15 protein-coding genes are annotated in these 14,912 nt (G+C 68.7%); 7 read left to right on the forward strand and 8 right to left on the reverse strand.

Annotated elements, in window-relative coordinates; all coding sequences use genetic code 11:
• Positions 1 to 2: 2 nt before the first annotated feature.
• Together ACFQEY_RS10950 and ACFQEY_RS10955 are read right to left on the reverse strand one after the other, a co-directional pair.
• Positions 3 to 644 carry a class I SAM-dependent methyltransferase gene (locus ACFQEY_RS10950; RefSeq protein WP_379768427.1) on the reverse strand — a complete coding sequence of 214 codons (642 nt, stop codon included), beginning with the start codon at positions 642 to 644 and terminating at the stop codon, positions 3 to 5.
• Positions 628 to 1,377 (reverse strand): RNase P subunit p30 family protein, encoded by a 750-nt coding sequence (locus ACFQEY_RS10955; protein WP_379768429.1) that lies wholly within the window; start codon positions 1,375 to 1,377, stop codon positions 628 to 630. Before ACFQEY_RS10955 ends, ACFQEY_RS10950 begins: the two co-directional genes overlap by 17 nt.
• Positions 1,378 to 1,506: 129 nt before the next feature.
• Between ACFQEY_RS10955 and ACFQEY_RS10960 the strand changes: the two genes are divergently transcribed.
• Positions 1,507 to 1,791, forward strand: coding sequence for a DUF357 domain-containing protein (locus ACFQEY_RS10960; protein ID WP_379768430.1), 285 nt, complete (start codon positions 1,507 to 1,509; stop codon positions 1,789 to 1,791).
• A 37-nt stretch (positions 1,792 to 1,828) separates the two neighbouring features.
• Here the strand turns inward: ACFQEY_RS10960 and ACFQEY_RS10965 are convergent, their stop codons facing one another.
• From ACFQEY_RS10965 to ACFQEY_RS10980, 4 genes are all read right to left on the reverse strand, one after another.
• On the reverse strand, positions 1,829 to 2,341 hold the full coding sequence (locus tag ACFQEY_RS10965; RefSeq protein WP_379768432.1) for an MOSC domain-containing protein: 513 nt from the start codon (positions 2,339 to 2,341) through the stop codon (positions 1,829 to 1,831).
• A 304-nt stretch (positions 2,342 to 2,645) separates the two neighbouring features.
• Positions 2,646 to 3,329: an HAD-IIB family hydrolase gene (locus ACFQEY_RS10970; RefSeq protein ID WP_379768434.1), complete on the reverse strand. Its 684-nt coding sequence runs from the start codon at positions 3,327 to 3,329 to the stop codon at positions 2,646 to 2,648.
• Between the two features lie 82 nt (positions 3,330 to 3,411).
• Positions 3,412 to 4,575 carry a Cdc6/Cdc18 family protein gene (locus ACFQEY_RS10975; protein WP_379768436.1) on the reverse strand — a complete coding sequence of 388 codons (1,164 nt, stop codon included), beginning with the start codon at positions 4,573 to 4,575 and terminating at the stop codon, positions 3,412 to 3,414.
• A 70-nt stretch (positions 4,576 to 4,645) separates the two neighbouring features.
• The gene (locus ACFQEY_RS10980; RefSeq protein WP_379768438.1) at positions 4,646 to 4,846 is read right to left on the reverse strand and encodes a hypothetical protein; all 201 of its coding nucleotides are present in this window, start codon (positions 4,844 to 4,846) and stop codon (positions 4,646 to 4,648) included.
• Positions 4,847 to 4,976: 130 nt separating this feature from the next.
• Between ACFQEY_RS10980 and ACFQEY_RS10985 the strand changes: the two genes are divergently transcribed.
• Positions 4,977 to 5,378, forward strand: a complete 402-nt coding sequence (locus ACFQEY_RS10985) for a hypothetical protein (protein WP_379768440.1) — start codon at positions 4,977 to 4,979, stop codon at positions 5,376 to 5,378.
• Positions 5,379 to 5,408: 30 nt separating this feature from the next.
• Here ACFQEY_RS10985 and ACFQEY_RS10990 read toward each other — a convergent pair whose 3' ends face one another.
• On the reverse strand, positions 5,409 to 6,494 hold the full coding sequence (locus tag ACFQEY_RS10990) for a DUF7973 family transport facilitator (RefSeq protein WP_379768442.1): 1,086 nt from the start codon (positions 6,492 to 6,494) through the stop codon (positions 5,409 to 5,411).
• The gene (gene glpK, locus ACFQEY_RS10995) at positions 6,495 to 8,036 is read right to left on the reverse strand and encodes a glycerol kinase GlpK (protein ID WP_379768444.1); all 1,542 of its coding nucleotides are present in this window, start codon (positions 8,034 to 8,036) and stop codon (positions 6,495 to 6,497) included.
• Between glpK and ACFQEY_RS11000 the strand changes: the two genes are divergently transcribed.
• The 5 genes from ACFQEY_RS11000 to ACFQEY_RS11020 all read left to right on the forward strand — a co-directional run bounded on the left by ACFQEY_RS11000 (position 8,030) and on the right by ACFQEY_RS11020 (position 14,456).
• Complete coding sequence (locus ACFQEY_RS11000) at positions 8,030 to 8,389, forward strand: hypothetical protein (RefSeq protein WP_379768446.1); 360 nt, start codon at positions 8,030 to 8,032, stop codon at positions 8,387 to 8,389. The genes glpK and ACFQEY_RS11000 overlap by 7 nt on opposite strands.
• A gap of 178 nt (positions 8,390 to 8,567) precedes the next feature.
• Positions 8,568 to 10,454, forward strand: a complete 1,887-nt coding sequence (gene glpA, locus ACFQEY_RS11005; protein WP_379768448.1) for an anaerobic glycerol-3-phosphate dehydrogenase subunit GlpA — start codon at positions 8,568 to 8,570, stop codon at positions 10,452 to 10,454.
• Positions 10,441 to 11,820, forward strand: a complete 1,380-nt coding sequence (gene glpB / locus ACFQEY_RS11010; protein WP_379768450.1) for a glycerol-3-phosphate dehydrogenase subunit GlpB — start codon at positions 10,441 to 10,443, stop codon at positions 11,818 to 11,820. The genes glpA and glpB overlap by 14 nt, the downstream gene beginning before the upstream one ends.
• A gap of 71 nt (positions 11,821 to 11,891) precedes the next feature.
• Complete coding sequence (locus ACFQEY_RS11015) at positions 11,892 to 13,436, forward strand: anaerobic glycerol-3-phosphate dehydrogenase subunit C (protein WP_379769259.1); 1,545 nt, start codon at positions 11,892 to 11,894, stop codon at positions 13,434 to 13,436.
• Between the two features lie 105 nt (positions 13,437 to 13,541).
• Complete coding sequence (locus tag ACFQEY_RS11020) at positions 13,542 to 14,456, forward strand: hypothetical protein (RefSeq protein ID WP_379768452.1); 915 nt, start codon at positions 13,542 to 13,544, stop codon at positions 14,454 to 14,456.
• The last annotated feature ends 456 nt before the right edge of the window (positions 14,457 to 14,912 follow it).

The following is a 14,912-nucleotide window of genomic DNA, read 5'->3' on the forward strand; positions in this document are numbered from 1 at the left end:
GATCACTCCGCGCTACCGTCGGTCTCGTTCCGGTCGCCGAACTGCTCAGCGACGATCACGGCGACCTGATCGTGGACGCGCTCGACGCCGGTCACGGCGAACCCCTCGGCCGTGAACGCCTCGACGAGCGTGCCGACCGTCGCCGGGTCATCGACCGCGGGTCCGTAAAAGGGCGCATCGGGGTCCGGCTCCTCGAAGAAGGCGACGTCGCCGAGGACGATCCGGCGGACACCCGTCTCGGTCATCACGCGGATCGCCTCGCGCTTCTCGTCGTCCCCGAGGTGGTGGAGCGCGAAGTTCGAGGTGACGACGTCTACCCGCTGATCCTCGTCGATTTCGGGAGCGCGAAACTCGCCGTACGCGAATTCGACGTTCGAGAGGCCGCGTTCCTCGGCCTTGCGCCGCCCCTCGTCCATCATTCCCTCGCTGATGTCGCGGGCGATCACCCGCTCGGCGTCGGGCGCGAGCGCCAGCGCGATGGCACCCGTGCCGGCACCCAGATCGAGGACGACGTCGTCCGGTCCCGGGTCGGCGCTGTCGATCACCAGGTCCGCGCAGGCGTAGTACTCGTCGCTCTTCGAATCGTCGTACTCGGCCGCCTTCTCCGAGAAGCGCTCGGCGTGCTCCTCAACCGTCTTCTTCATACCGTCCACGTCGGACCCCCGGCTCTATGAAGTCCTCGGAGCGCCGCTCTCGGTTCCGGGCCGCGATCTCGCCCCACGCCCGGAGCCCTTCTCTCACCCACTCGGCGTCGAATCCGACCGTCTCGGCGGCGGCGACGACCTCACGCGGCGCTCGAAGTTCGAGGTGCGATCGCGGATTCGCGCTGACGACGTGGGGCGCGTCGTAGTAGGTCACGATCTCCCGGAGCTTCCGGAGGTCCGCGAGCGCGCGGACCCGTTTTCCCCCGGTCGCGCGGAGCAGCGGTCCGAGGTCGAACTCGACGTGAACGCCGTTGTCGCGGGCGGCCTTCGCGAGGACGTGATTGAAGTCGCCCGACCCGTCCATCGGGCGAGCGAGCACGTCGATCCGGGGCTCCTCGACGGCGAAGCGATTGAGGTCGTCGTCGCCGCCGCCGAGGCAGACGACGGTGCGCTCGGGTCGGTAGTTGCCGACCGCGCCCGAGGCGCTCGTCGCGTCGGCGACGTCGATCTCGACCGCGTCGACGACGTCGACGCCGTACTCCTCGCGGAGGGCGGCCGCCTCCCGGGACCGATCGGCAGCCCTCTCCTGAGAGAGGTCGCCCGACTCCCCGATCGGATCGAGCGCATCCCGCGTGCGGACGACGACGCCCTCGTAGCCGTAGCGCGCCGCGGTGGCGGCGTGACGGGCGGCGGTCGCGTCGCCCTCGGGATGGGCGTGAACGGCCTCGTACATGGGCGCTCGTTTCGGCTCCGACGGTATCGTCGTTGCGATTTCGGAGACGCGAACCCCGGAGGGTTGCCATCTCACGGAACCGGCTCGCCGCCCGAGGGTTTTTTGCGTCCATCGGGGGAACCGTCACTCATGGCCGCCGATCTGGCAGAGAAGACCGACCGCTACGAGCGGATGCTCGCGGACGCGCTCGCGGTCGCGGAGCCCAGACCGCCGGTGGACACGCCGCTCGGCGCGGCCGCGGCCGACGTGGTCGAGATGGCCGAGTCGTACCTCGAAGACGGCCGCCACTTCCGCGCGGACGGCGACCCCGTCAACGCGCTCGCGTCGTACTCGTACGGCTACGGCTGGCTCGACGCCGGCGTTCGGATGGGCCTGTTCGCCGTCCCGGAGGACACCGAACTGTTCACGACGTGACTGTCACCTGCCGTCACGTCTGTTCACGCCGTCACCGTCACGACGAATCCGCGAGTCGCGAGCGCGCCGCATCCGCCGCGTCTCCGACAATCTCTATTGGGGCACCCGGTTCGATGGTCCCGTCAGAGACGATTCGTGCGCGGAGCCCGCCCCGGTGGACGAGCGCGTCGTGGATCCCCTCGCGGTCGAGCAGCCGTTCCAGGTATGAGCACGGTTCACAGAGTTCGACGCCCTCACAGGCGACCTCGCCGACGCGGAATCGTGTTCCGACGAGGCGGTTGAGCCCGACGCCGGCGGTCGTGAGGTTTCGCCGGTGTTCGCCCTGACCGACGGCGACGCCGTAGTCGCGTTCGACGGCGTCGAGCGTTTCGCGTTCGATCAGCGAGAGTTCGCGACTCACGCCGCGCGCCGAGTCCGAGTAGGTCCCGCGGTCGAGAAAGTATCGATCGCCGCGGAGTCCCCGTCCCGAGACCGCCTCGACGCGATCCCGCTCCTCCATGGGCGCGCCCGCCTCCGGTGCCGTGTGAATGGCCTCGATCTGCCCGGTCATGGCCGTGTCTCACGAGCACGACGGACAAAGCGGTTGCGCCAGGGCGTGGATCCGAACTGTCGTGTCGGGTTCGACGGCATCGAGTAGATTTCCGTGATCGACGTTCTTCCGAGACCGATCACGACCATCCGGTCGCTCGTTTATAAATAGTTATCGGTGAGTTGACGGAGAACGCGTTCAATGCCCCCAGCCGATCGTTTATAAGCAGCGTATCGTGCGCTCGTCGCTCATTTATAAATACACGCTGACGCTGGGCGGGCTCATTCCGCGTTCACTCCGGTCTCACTCCGGTCTCACTCCGGTCTCACTCCGCGCGCTCGCGGAGCGCCTTCAGCACGTCCGCCGTCCCGTCCATGTAGGCGTCGTCGAGGACGACGTCGGCGGCGTCGCGGGCGGCCGCGTCCGCGTTGGCGACGGCGTAAGACTCGCCTGTGAGGGCGAACGTGGAGACGTCGTTCTCGCTGTCGCCGACGGCAACGAAGTCGGCGGGGGAGAGATCGAGCGCGTCGGCGACGCGTTCGAGCGCTTTCCCCTTGCTGACGTCGGTCGATTTGACGTGGTACGCGTAGCCGGTGTCCACGACCTCGACGTCGCCGCCGGCGGCCGCGGCGACCTCGCGCAACAGGACCTCGTCGGCGTCGAGCGACAGCGCGACCTCCGTCTCGCGCCAGCGATTCACGGTGTCGCCGTCGCCCCAGCCGACCTCGCCGCCGCGCTCGCGGAACGCCTCGACAACGGCTCTGGGCGCGGCCGGGTCACCGAGAATCGCGGTCTCGCCGTCGACGTACGCCACCCCGCCGTTCTCGGCGATAACGACCTCCTCGCGGCCGAGGAAGTGCGCCAGTGCGACCGGGTAGGGGAACGCCTTCCCCGTCGCGAAGACGACCGGGGCGTCCCACTCTGGCAACAGCTCGAAGACGCGCGGGTCGATCCGGCCGCTCGACGTCGTCAGCGTGCCGTCGATGTCCAGCGCGAGAGGCGGAATCATACCGGAAATCGGACCGACCGAGCAAACTGTCTTGCGTTCGTCGCCGGCGGCTGGAACGCGCCGTGTCCCTTCTCGGCCCGCGCTATCCCGGGCGGTCGAACAGCTCGCGGAACACGAGGGTCGGGAACCGCGGGACGAGCCGACTCGGCGGCCGTCCCTTCCCGTCGCTGCGCGCGGCCGTGACCCGGTCGAGCAGCCCGGCGTCCGCGAGCTCGTACAGCACCCGGCGTACGGTCGACGCCGAGAGGTCGACGGTCGGCCGGGAAGCGATCGTCTCCGTCGCGACGCTCACCGACGACCGGTCGGACTCGGGAAGGCTCACCAGCTCGTAGAGGAGCCGTCGCCGGCTCTCGGAGAGCGCCAGGACTCGCCCCAGCGCTGCGCCGGGCTTCGGAACGCCCTCGATCCCCTCGTCGAGGTCCTGGGGTCGAACCGTGGAAGCGCCCGCGCGCTCCGCGGTGATCGCCGCGCCCGCGATCGCGGCGAGCGCATCGTGAGCGTCCCCGTCCGCCCACTCGCTGATCTCGCGGATCTGGTCGTGGCTAAGCGCGTCGCGACCCAGCCCGGTCGAACATCGACTGGTCAGCAGTTCGACGAGCACGTGACGCCGGTACGGCTCGAACGTCACCGACGCGTTCGGGTCCCACCCAATTTCGGAGGGCGGGTCCCGGCCCAGACACACCGGCGTGATGTCGTCGCCGACGTCGGCGAGCCATTCGACGACGGTCGTCGCCGTCGGCGTCTCCGGCTCGTTGACGTGATCGACCGCGACGACGAGATCCGGGCCCGTCCGAACGGCGTCCCGAAGGGAGTCGGCGAGTTCGCCGGTGCCGATTCCGTGACGGGGGACCGGATCGTCGCTCACGTCGGCGAACGCGGCGTGGTAGAGCCGGAATCGAGTGGACGCCCGTCGCGCGTCCACGTAGACGAATCCCGGAAGTGTCGGCTCGACCGCGCGCGTGGAGGTCTGTATCGCCCGCCGCGGACCGCTGTGCGCCGCGAGCCGATCGAAGAGCGCGGAGAGGCTCGCCGATTTGCCGCTCCCCTTCGGCCCGTGAACGTAGGCGGTCGGGGGGAGCGATCCGGAAAATACCGGACTGAACACGTCGAGAAGTCGCTCGAATGCGGGTCCTCGCCCCACGGGAGACTCGACGTGCGACACCGGCGAGACGGCGTCGAGATCGACGATGACGCCGGCCCCGGCGTCGTAGCCGAGCCGCCGTTCGATCCGGTCGTCGATGTTCACGGTCGGGCCTCCGACGCGCGGAAATAAAACCGACTCGGAGCGGAACGGTCGGGGCCGGAGAACCCCGCTGTTACCAGTGTTCCGGCTTGTATCGGTTGATGAGTAGCGTCGATATCACGAACACGACGGCGCTTATCGCGCCGCCGACCGCACCGGCCGCGACGCGGACGCCGACCGGTCCCTCCGCGCTGAACGCCATGACGATAGTGACGACGACCGCGACCGCGACCAGGTTCCGCGCGTCGCGTCTCTCGAGTCCGAGCGTGTTCATGTCCCGTGATGCGCGCGAACGGTGTTAAATCCCTCTCGGGCGGACCCGACCGCGATCGGGCGGGCTGTTCGCGCGGCGTCGGCGGGGGGCGCTCCACACACTTAACCCGAGCCGCCGCTTCTCGGCGAACATGCCCGACCAGCAGTTCCACGACTCGGTCGTGGCCGCCGGCAGATGGAGCAAGGTCGTCGCGCTGTTCGCCGCGATCGGAGTCTTCTTGGTCGCGGGCCACCTGCTCGGCGACGCGCAGGCGGCGTCGATCGTCGCCGCGGCGGCCGGAATCGGCACTCGGCTGTACATCCCTTACCACGCGAGCATTCGAGTCCCGGAGGCGGAGCGGAAGCCGCTCCGCGATCATCCGACCGCGGGGAACTACCACCACGGCGCGGCCGGTCTCGCACTCGTGGCGGCGTCGCTCGTCTCGCTTTTCGCGTCGCTGGTCCGTCATGGCTTTCTCACCGGTGTTGTGATCGGGGGCATATCTGGTGTCCTCGGCTACGTGGTGTTCGCTCGGCTCCTTCCGTCCGAATAAAAGACCGCCGCGGCCGCGTCGGCCGATCGATCAGACGGCTCCGGGGACCCAGACCGCGGATCCGAGGATACCGACGATCGACAGGATCGCGATGAACGTGTGCGTGATCGCGATCGAGGCGGCGGGCGGGTCGACGTGGGTGTCGCCGTGCGCGTAGAAGACGCGCTGGAACGCCTCGCCGACGAGCGCGCCGAGGACGCCGAACAGCCCGGCGATCACCAGCGCGACGATCGGACTGTATCCCGTCCCGGCGGTCGCGAGGTACGCGGTCGCCGCGGGGAGCGTCATGTGGTGGGTGACGGGTATCCGCTCGACGCCGAGGTTCAAGAACAGGAGCGTCGCCGCGCTGATCCCGAAGCCGAGGAACGGACTCCCCGTCTGGATCGCGGCGTACGCGGCCCCAAGACCCGCGACGAGACCGATCGCCGTGACGTGCGACCACTTGTACATGTTCGGCAGCCACGGCTCGACGGCGAGACGGTCCGCTCCGTCTTTCTCGCCGTCGCCCGGAACCGATCCGGCCGACCGCATCTCCTCGCGCTCGAACGGTCCCATGTCGAAGTAGCCGCTCGCCCTGTCGCTCACGGTGCCGATCACGGAGTACCCGAACACCAGCCGGTGGAGCAGTGCGCTGGCCACGACGGTGAACGCGATCGGGTCCGTCGGAATCGCGCCGTTCCGAAGCACCTGTTCGAGCAGGATGCCGAACACCCCGAAGGCGGCACCGACTGCGAGGATGTCCGGTCGGCTCCCGAGCGCGAAGCCGATGTCCTTCGCGTTGTGGTAGTCGAACCCGGACTCCATGTCGCCCTTCTTGGCGGCGTACGCCGCCGCGGCAGCACCGCCCGCGAAGGAGATGTGCGGACCGAACACCGGTCCGAAGCCGACGCCGACGCCGACCCCCTGGGCGGCGTCGCCGCCCCAGACGCCCGCGATGACGAGGAAGCCGGTGAAGATGAACGCCGGGAGCGCACCGAGCGCTGCACCGAACGCCCCGCCCGCGGCGGCCCCGAGCCAGATCGTGGGATCGAGGAGGACCTCCAGGATCGCGTCGACCGATCCCGCGTTCCACCCGCTGGCCTGTGCGAGCGCGGCGGTTGCGACGAGGGAGCTCATCTACTCGCCCTCCCCGTCGTCCCGCGCCCAGTTGAGAGATCGCTCGACGGCATCCCCCCAGCGGCTGTACAGCGTGTCGACCTCGGCCTGGTCCTTCTCCGGGGAGAACTCCCGATCGATCTGCCAGTTATCGCGGAGTTCGTCGACGGTGTCCCAGTAGCCGACCGCGAGCCCGGCGGCGTACGCCGAGCCGAGCGCCGTCGTCTCGTCGACCTCCGGGCGAGCGATCTCCGTCTGGAGGATGTCCGACTGGAGCTGACAGAGGAAGTTGTTCTTGACCGCGCCGCCGTCGACGCGAAGGCTCGTCGTCTCCACGCCGGAGTCGGCCTCCATCGCCTCGGCGACGTCGCGCGTCTGGTACGCGATCGATTCGAGCGTCGCCCGCACGATGTGTTCTTTCCCCGTACCGCGGGTCATCCCGACGATGGTACCGCGGGCGCGGCCGTCCCAGTGGGGCGCGCCGAGTCCCGTGAACGCCGGAACCATGTAGACGCCGTCGGTCGACTCGACCGACCGCGCCAGCTCCGCCGTCTGCGCAGCGTTGTTGATCAGGTCGACGTCCTCCAGCCACTCGATGGCGGCACCCGTGATGAAGATGGAGCCTTCGAGCGCGTACTGGACGGGCTCGCCGGACATCTGGAAGCCGATGGTCGTCAGCAGGCCGTGGTCGGACGCGACGGCCTCGGTTCCGGTGTTCATCAGGTAGAAGGAGCCGGTGCCGTAGGTGTTCTTCGCGTCGCCCTCGTCGAAGCAGGTCTGTCCGAACAGGGCGGCCTGCTGGTCGCCGAGCGCGCCGGCGACGGGGACTTCCTCGCCGAGGAAGCCGTCGGCGTCGGTGTGGCCGTAGTGGTCCTCGTCGGAGGAAGGCCGAACCTCGGGTACCATCTCCTTCGGTACGTCGAACTCCTCGAGGAGCTCTTCGTCCCACTCTAGGTCCCGGATGTTGTACAGCATCGTCCGCGACGCGTTGGTGACGTCCGTGATGTGGTTGCCCGTCAGGTTGTAGATGAGCCACGCGTCGATCGTCCCCATGACGAGTTCCCCCTCGCGGGCCCGGTCGCGGAGGTCGCCTCCGCGGGAACTCTGCATCTTGAGGGGCTCGGCGTTGTCGAGTATCCACTCGGTCTTGGTCGCGGAGAAGTAGGCGTCACACTCCAGCCCAGTCTTCTCGCGGATCTCCTCGACTTTGCCCGCCTCCTGGATCTCCTCGACGCGGTCCGTCGTTCGGCGGTCCTGCCACACGAGGGCGTTGTGAACCGGCTTACCGGTCTCGCGATCCCAGACGATCGTCGTCTCGCGCTGGTTCGTGATCCCGATGGCGTCGAGCTGGCTCGCCTCCAGTCCCGCGTCGGCGAGCGCGTCGAGGACCACCTGTTGTGTGTTCTCCCAGATCTCGATCGGGTCGTGTTCGACCCACCCCGGATTCGGATAGATCTGTTCGTGCTGTTCGTAGGCGTTCGCGACGACCTGCCCGCCGTGGTCGAACACCATAAAGCGGGTGCCGGTCGTCCCTTGGTCTATCGCACCGACGTACTGTGTCATGTGTTGGATCCCTCCTGTGGCGCTGGTCCGCTTGCGACGGCGACATCGTCACCGACGGCGATGTCGGCTGCGACATCGGCTGCGACGGCGACGTCGGCTGCGACGTCGACCGCGACGGCGACATCGTCACCAACGGCGACCGCGACGTCGCCGCGACTGCGGCCGGCGACGACGACCGAGAGCCGAGCGGCGATCGCGTCGCCATCCGGGCCCTCTCACCGACGCGCGGACCGGATCATCGCCTCCGGCCGAGCGCCGCGTACGGCCCGGAAACCGGTTCTGAGACCGGAATCCGGAATCGTCATCGTCGCCGCCACGACATATCTTCACGGGAGCTACCACGCCGTTCGTGAACATAATGTACTACCATAATAATCTTCCTGTTAAAATCCGGTTTTCGGCGCGTGTGATAAACGAGATATATAAATAACGCCTCCGTGTCGGCACTCGTATTAGTCGATCGACCCTGATTGTTATGGACAACTCGGTGAAGGAGATAAAGTAAAGTGGGCGGAGTCCGACCGGATCGATATGGACCAACAGGTGGACGTCGTCGTCGTCGGCGGGGGGTCGACGGGCTGCGGCGTCGTCAGGGATCTGTCGCGGCGGGGACTCGAGACGGTCCTCGTCGAGAAGGGTAACCTGACGCACGGGACGACCGGGCGGATGCACGGGCTCCTCCACAGCGGGGGCCGGTACGCCGTGTCGGACCGGAAGAGCGCCCGCGAGTGCATCGAGGAGAACCGCGTGCTCCGGGACATCGCGGGCCACTGCGTCGAGGAGACCGGCGGGCTGTTCGTCAAGCGCCCCGAGGACTCCGAGGAGTACTTTCGGGAGAAGCTGGAGGGCTGTCGCGCGTGCGACATCCCCGCCGAGGTGATCGACGGCGAGGAGGCCCGCCGCCGCGAACCGTACCTCGCCCGCGACGTCGACAAGGCGATAGCGCTCCCTGACGCCGCGATCGACCCATTCCGGCTCTGCGTCGCGAACGCGGCGGACGCCCGCGAGCACGGTGCGCGGATCGAGACCCACGCGAAGGTCACCGACGTGCTCGTCGAGGGTGACGAGGTCGTCGGCGTCGAGGTCGAACACGAGACGGGACCCGGCGAGCGGGTCCACCGCGAACCGGGAACGACCGAGGCGATCCGCGCGCGCCACGTGGTCAACGCGACCGGCGCGTGGGCCGGAAACGTCGGCGAGATGGCCGGCGTCGACGTCGAGGTGCGCCCCTCGAAGGGGGTGATGACCGTGATGAACACCCGGCAGGTCGACACCGTGATCAACCGCTGCCGGCCGAAGGGCGACGCGGACATCGTCGTCCCCCACGAGACCGCCTGCATCCTGGGCACGACCGACGAGGAGGTCGACGACCCCGAGGACTACCCCGAGGAGGAGTGGGAGGTCGACCTCATGATCGAGACGCTCTCGGAGCTGATTCCGGCGCTAAAAGACGCCCGGACGCTCCGATCGTTCTGGGGGGTCAGACCCCTCTATGAACCGCCCGGGACCGGCACCGAGGATCCGACAGACATCACGCGCGACTACTTCCTCCTCGATCACGGCGAGCGCGACGACCTCCCCGGCATGACGACGATCGTCGGCGGGAAGCTCACCACCTACCGGATGATGGCCGAGTCCATCTCGGATCACGTCTGCGATCTGCTCGGCCACGACGCGACCTGCGACACCGCCGAGACACCGCTGCCGGGCTCCGAGAACCCCGCCCGAATGGACGAGCTGATGGACGAGTTCGGCCTCCGATCGCCGGTCGCCCGGCGCTCGGGTCAGCGACTCGGGTCGCGCGCGGACGACGTGCTCGGGGGCGTCGATCCGAACCCGGTCGTGTGCGAGTGCGAGGGCGTCACCCGGGCCGAGGTGCGGGACGCGATCGACGAGGCGGGCAGCGATCTCAACGCAGTCCGCCTCCGGACGCGGGCGTCGATGGGGAACTGTCAGGGCGGGTTCTGTTCTCACCGGATCGCCGCCGAGCTCGCCGAGGAGTACCCCGAGTCCGTCGTGCGCGACGCGGAGGACGAGCTGTACCAGGAGCGCTGGAAGGGGCAGCGGCACGCGCTGTGGGGCCGCCAGCTCTCGCAGGCGATGTTGAACCACCTGCTGCACGCGACGACGATGAACCGCGACGGCGACCCGGCAACTCTCGATAACGAGGTCGACTTCGATGCGTTCGATGCGGGGTCGGAAGGGTCCGGAACGGCCGGATCTGGCGGCGAAGGCAGTGATGCCGGAACTGCGGCGACGGACGGCGGCCGCGCAGCGGACGACGCGGCCGCCGATGGGGACCGCGCAGGGGACGACGCGGCCGCCGATGGGGACCGCGCAGGGGACGACGCGGACGTCGATGGGGACCGCACAGTTGGCGACCCGGCGGCGCACGGAGGGACCGATGGCGATCGATAGCGACGTGCTCGTCGTCGGCGGGGGGCTGGCGGCGATCACGTCGGCGATCGCGGCGGCCCGCGAGGGCGCGGACGTGCGGTTGCTCTCCCACAAGGCGAGCACCCTCCGGCAGGCCTCGGGGCTGATCGACGCACTCGGGTACGTCCCGGCTACCGAGCCCGCGAAGCCGCCACGAGAGGGGCCGCCGACCGCGGGCCGCGAGCTCGACCGCGACGAGTGGCCGGATCCGGAGGGGCCGCTCCCGGATCCCTACGAGGCGATCGATCGGCTCCCGGTTGATCACCCGTATCGCGTCGTCGGCACCGATGCGCTCCGGGAGGGGCTCGGCCTGTTCGACGAGCTCACAGGAGACGCGTATCGCGGCGGGCACACCGACCGGAACGCCCTGGTACCGTCGTTCGGTGGGAGCGTGAAGCCGACCGCGCGCTACCCGGCCGCGGCCGAGGCGGGACTCGCGAGCGACCCGCGCCCGACTCTGATCGTCGGGTTCCGGTCGCTCACGGAGTACGACGCGCGGGCCTTCGCCGGACGGCTGGAGGCGGCGGGAGTCCCCTTCGACGTCGCCGGCGCGGAGGTGGAGTTCGCGGAGGCGTTCCGGACCGACACGAAGATCACCCGGTTCGCGAAGGCGCTCGACCACGACGAGGTGATAGACGGGACTCCCGCTCGCAAGGCGCTGGCGAAGGCGGTCGGCCCGCACCTCCACGACGTGGTGGACGAGAAGGGCGGCGTGGACCGCGTCGAGCGCGTCGGCTTCCCGGCGTTCCTCGGCGACGGGGCAGGCGACGAGGTTCGCGCGGAACTGGCGGACCGCCTCGGTGCCGACGTGTTCGAGATCCCGATGGGGCCGCCGAGCCTGCCCGGGCTCCGCTTGGAGGATCGGCTGTACGACGCGCTCGACGCCGAGGGCGTCCGGTTCGAGACGGGCAACCCGGTGGTCGGGATCGACGCGAAGTCCGACGGACGGATAGCGACGGTCGCCGTCGACCGGAAGGGGCGGGAGGTCCCCTACGGTGCCGACGCGTTCGTGTTGGCGACCGGCGGGCTCGTCGGGAAAGGGCTCGACTCGGACCGCGAGGGGGTCAGCGAACCCGTCTTCGGTCTGCACGTCGAACAGCCCGCGGACCGCTACGACTGGTTCGTCGACGACGCGTTCGGCGACCAGCCGTACGCACGGTTCGGCGTACGGATCGGTGAGGACGGGCGCGCGCTGGACGCGGACGGGGAAGCGGCGTATCGGAACGTCTTCGCCGCCGGCGGGGTCGTCGGCGGCGCGGACGCGGCGAGAGAGAAGTCCGCGAGCGGGGTGTCGCTCGCGACCGGGATCGTGGCGGGGCGGCAGGCGGCGACGGAGGCAACCCAATGACACGACACACGGACGACGGAGTGACGGACGACGGAGTGACGGACGACGGAGTGACGGACGACGCGAGCGGAATGACCGGAACCGGCGGTGGCGACCGCGACGGGACGGGAACGCCCGCCCCCGGCGTCCCGGAGGCCGGACGCGACGAGCAGCCGTCGATCTTCGTCCCGGACGACGGAACGATGCCCGAGTCGACCGCGTCTGCCGACCGCGGCGGTAGGCGCGTCGCGGGCCACGCCCCGGCCGCGGACCGCGCCGCCACCGACGGCGGCGTCGAGAGCGCGGGGAGCGGTACCCAGAGCGAGGGGAGCGCCACCACGAGTGCGACCGGCGGCTCAGACTCCGCGGAGCTCGACCCGGACGCCTACGACCCGGTCGACGTGTTCCCCGGCGGCGACCTGGACCTCCGGGAGGGCGCGGACTCCTGTTACAAGTGCACGAGCTGTGACACCTCCTGTCCGGTCGCCGAGGTCGACGAGGAGTTCCCGGGGCCGAAGTTCCAGGGCCCAGAGCAGTGGCGGCTCAAGCGCAAGGACGACCACGACATCGACGAGTCGATCACCTCCTGTTCGAACTGCATGCGCTGTGACGACGCCTGTCCCTCCTCGGTACCGCTCTCGCAGATGCACAACGAGGCTCGCGGCCAGTACGTCGACGAGCAGATGGAGACGCTCTCTCGGGAGTACGTTCGGAACCGCATCCTCTCGAACTACCGATTCTTCGCGTCGATCGCGAGCAAGGTGCCGCGGCTGGCGAACGCTGCGACGAAGATTCCGGGCGCGATGACGCTCGGCGAGAAGGTGCTCGGGATCGCGGGCGATCGCGAGTTTCCCGAGTTCGCGACGCAGACGTTCCGCGAGTGGTGGACGGATCGCGGCGGCGCGCGGATCGAGAATTCGGACAAGCGCGTGGCGTACTTCCACGGCTGTTACTCCAACTACAACACGCCGGAGGTCGGCAAGGCCATGGTCCGTGTCTACGAGCACTTCGGCTACGAGGTCATGGTGCCGCCCCAGAAGTGCTCGGGCACGCCGATGTTCGCCAACGGCATGCTGACGGACGCACGTCGGCACGCGGAGACGAACGTCCAGAACCTGATCGAGGCCATCGGCGAGGGCGCGGACGTGATCGCCTCCTGTACCTCGTGTTCGCTGTCGCTGCGTCAGGAGTACCCGGAGCTGTTCGACATCCACGGGATCGAGGACGTCTCGGAGCACACCTTCGAGGCGCTGGAGTACCTCCGAATCCACGAGGACCTTGAGGGCGAGCTCTCGGGGACCGAGTTCGCCGACGAGCGGGCGTTCGCCTACCACGCACCGTGTCACGCCCGAAACCAGGGGCTCTCGCGCCAGGCCGTCGAGACGTTCCGCGACGTCGACGGCGTCACCATGGAAGACGTCGGCGACTCCTGTTCGGGCATCTCGGGGACCTACGGCTGGAAGGCGGAGAAGTACGAGACGTCGATGGAGATCGGCGCGGAGATGTTCGAACACATGGAGGACGCCGAGGGCGACGTGGGGATGACGGAGTGTCCGACCTGCGCGATGCAGATGGAACACGGCACGGGCTACGAGGTCGAACACCCGCTCCAGCTGCTCGAAGAGACCATCGCCTGAGCGCGGGCGACGAACCCGCGATATCGGGCGCGCACGGTCACCCCGGTTTTCAAACAGGATACGTGCGAGACAATATTTATACGCGGTTCGCTCCGAAGTGGCGCCGTGACCCTCGAACAGCTCTTGGATCGCTTCGACGGCGTCGAGCGGTCCGTCGTCGTCGTCAACCGGACCGACCCCGATCCGGTGTTGAACATGCTCGTCGACACGTTCGGGGACGACGCGGTGCGCGTGGTCGACGAGAGCGTGACGAAATGTCACATCTCCGACGGTGACTCCGTGTTTTCCGGCGACGGCTCCGCCGGTCCTGCGATCGACGTCGACGCGCTCCGACGGAACGACGCCGTGCCGTTCGACGGCGACGATCCGGAGGACGTCGAGAACCTCGCGTTGCTCGTCGAGGGCGACGAGGTCGTCGCCGGGTCGACGCTCGGCGACCTCGGCGACGCGGTGCTGTTCGTCAACTCCGACCTGTACATGACCGGGAGCCGTTCGCTGGACGACATCGACCTTCCGGCAGTGATCACCGGTCTCGACGACACGACGTTCACCCTGCGTGGGTACCCCGAATCGAACCGGCAGAAGCTGCTTCTCATCACCATTTCGCGATTCATCGAGCAGGCCGCGTGGACGGCCGGTGACGGTACGCTTCGGTCGTCGTTCCAGCGGCTCTCGCGGATCGACGACGAGGTGGGCACGCGCGAGGTGTACGAGCGCGTGGCCGCCACCGGAGTCGACACGCACCTCTACGGAGTTCCTGACCACCTCCCGCGCGATCTCGACGCCGTCGTCCACGCCGGGGACACCCGCGATTTCACCGACAGCTGGTTCGTGGTGTACCGACCCCCGGAGGGGACGTCGCCGGTCGACGCCGACCCCGGGAACCACCTCGGGCGCGGGATCGACGGCGGGGTCGGCCTTCTCGCCGTGGAAACGGAGCCGCGGGTCTGGCGCGGGATGTGGACGTTCGATCCCGATCGGGTTTCGGCGATCAATCGCTACGTCGAGCGACGCCTGTAGCGCGGCTGTTTATAAGTGATTGTTGTCCACAGCGCGGTAAGCACCCCCCAAAGCCCCAGCCACTCGCTTATAAATCGTTGCTCGCGGATCGGCGGTAAGCACCCCCAAAGCCCCAGCCGCGAGGCGGGTGCACGCTCGCTGTCGCCCGAAAATCTCCGATTTTCGGGATGACGAGAGAGCTTTGCTCTCTCGAACCACGCTCCTCGTCACTCGCGTTGCTCGTTCCTGCGGTGTCGTCGGCGCTTCGCGCCGGCTTCAAGAGGGACCTCCGATCCCTCCCTGCTTACGTCGCCTGCGCCCGCCTCGCGACTGCCCCGTTGAGTCCCGCCCTACCAGCACCGGCAACCGCACCTCACGCCTCCCCAGCCTCGTCACCGGCGCTTTGCGCCGGTTTCCAGAGGCGCGTAGCGCCTCGCTGCCGCTCGCGCCTTAAAAAGGGCGCTCGCGGCGTCCCTC

Origin of the sequence: Halorubrum trueperi (assembly GCF_042662525.1) — an archaeon.
Lineage (GTDB): Archaea > Halobacteriota > Halobacteria > Halobacteriales > Haloferacaceae > Halorubrum > Halorubrum trueperi.

Excerpts from the sequence above, each read along its gene's own strand:
- ACFQEY_RS10965 (WP_379768432.1), bottom strand. The coding sequence starts at position 2,341 with ATGACCGGGCAGATCGAGGCCATTCACACGGCACCGGAGGCGGGCGCG.
- ACFQEY_RS11015 (WP_379769259.1), top strand. The coding sequence starts at position 11,892 with ATGACCGGAACCGGCGGTGGCGACCGCGACGGGACGGGAACGCCCGCC.
- ACFQEY_RS10955 (WP_379768429.1), bottom strand. The coding sequence starts at position 1,377 with ATGTACGAGGCCGTTCACGCCCATCCCGAGGGCGACGCGACCGCCGCC.
- ACFQEY_RS10990 (WP_379768442.1), bottom strand. The coding sequence starts at position 6,494 with ATGAGCTCCCTCGTCGCAACCGCCGCGCTCGCACAGGCCAGCGGGTGG.
- ACFQEY_RS10985 (WP_379768440.1), top strand. The coding sequence starts at position 4,977 with ATGCCCGACCAGCAGTTCCACGACTCGGTCGTGGCCGCCGGCAGATGG.
- ACFQEY_RS10950 (WP_379768427.1), bottom strand. The coding sequence starts at position 644 with ATGAAGAAGACGGTTGAGGAGCACGCCGAGCGCTTCTCGGAGAAGGCG.
- ACFQEY_RS10970 (WP_379768434.1), bottom strand. The coding sequence starts at position 3,329 with ATGATTCCGCCTCTCGCGCTGGACATCGACGGCACGCTGACGACGTCG.
- glpB (WP_379768450.1), top strand. The coding sequence starts at position 10,441 with ATGGCGATCGATAGCGACGTGCTCGTCGTCGGCGGGGGGCTGGCGGCG.
- ACFQEY_RS10960 (WP_379768430.1), top strand. The coding sequence starts at position 1,507 with ATGGCCGCCGATCTGGCAGAGAAGACCGACCGCTACGAGCGGATGCTC.
- glpK (WP_379768444.1), bottom strand. The coding sequence starts at position 8,036 with ATGACACAGTACGTCGGTGCGATAGACCAAGGGACGACCGGCACCCGC.
- ACFQEY_RS10980 (WP_379768438.1), bottom strand. The coding sequence starts at position 4,846 with ATGAACACGCTCGGACTCGAGAGACGCGACGCGCGGAACCTGGTCGCG.
- glpA (WP_379768448.1), top strand. The coding sequence starts at position 8,568 with ATGGACCAACAGGTGGACGTCGTCGTCGTCGGCGGGGGGTCGACGGGC.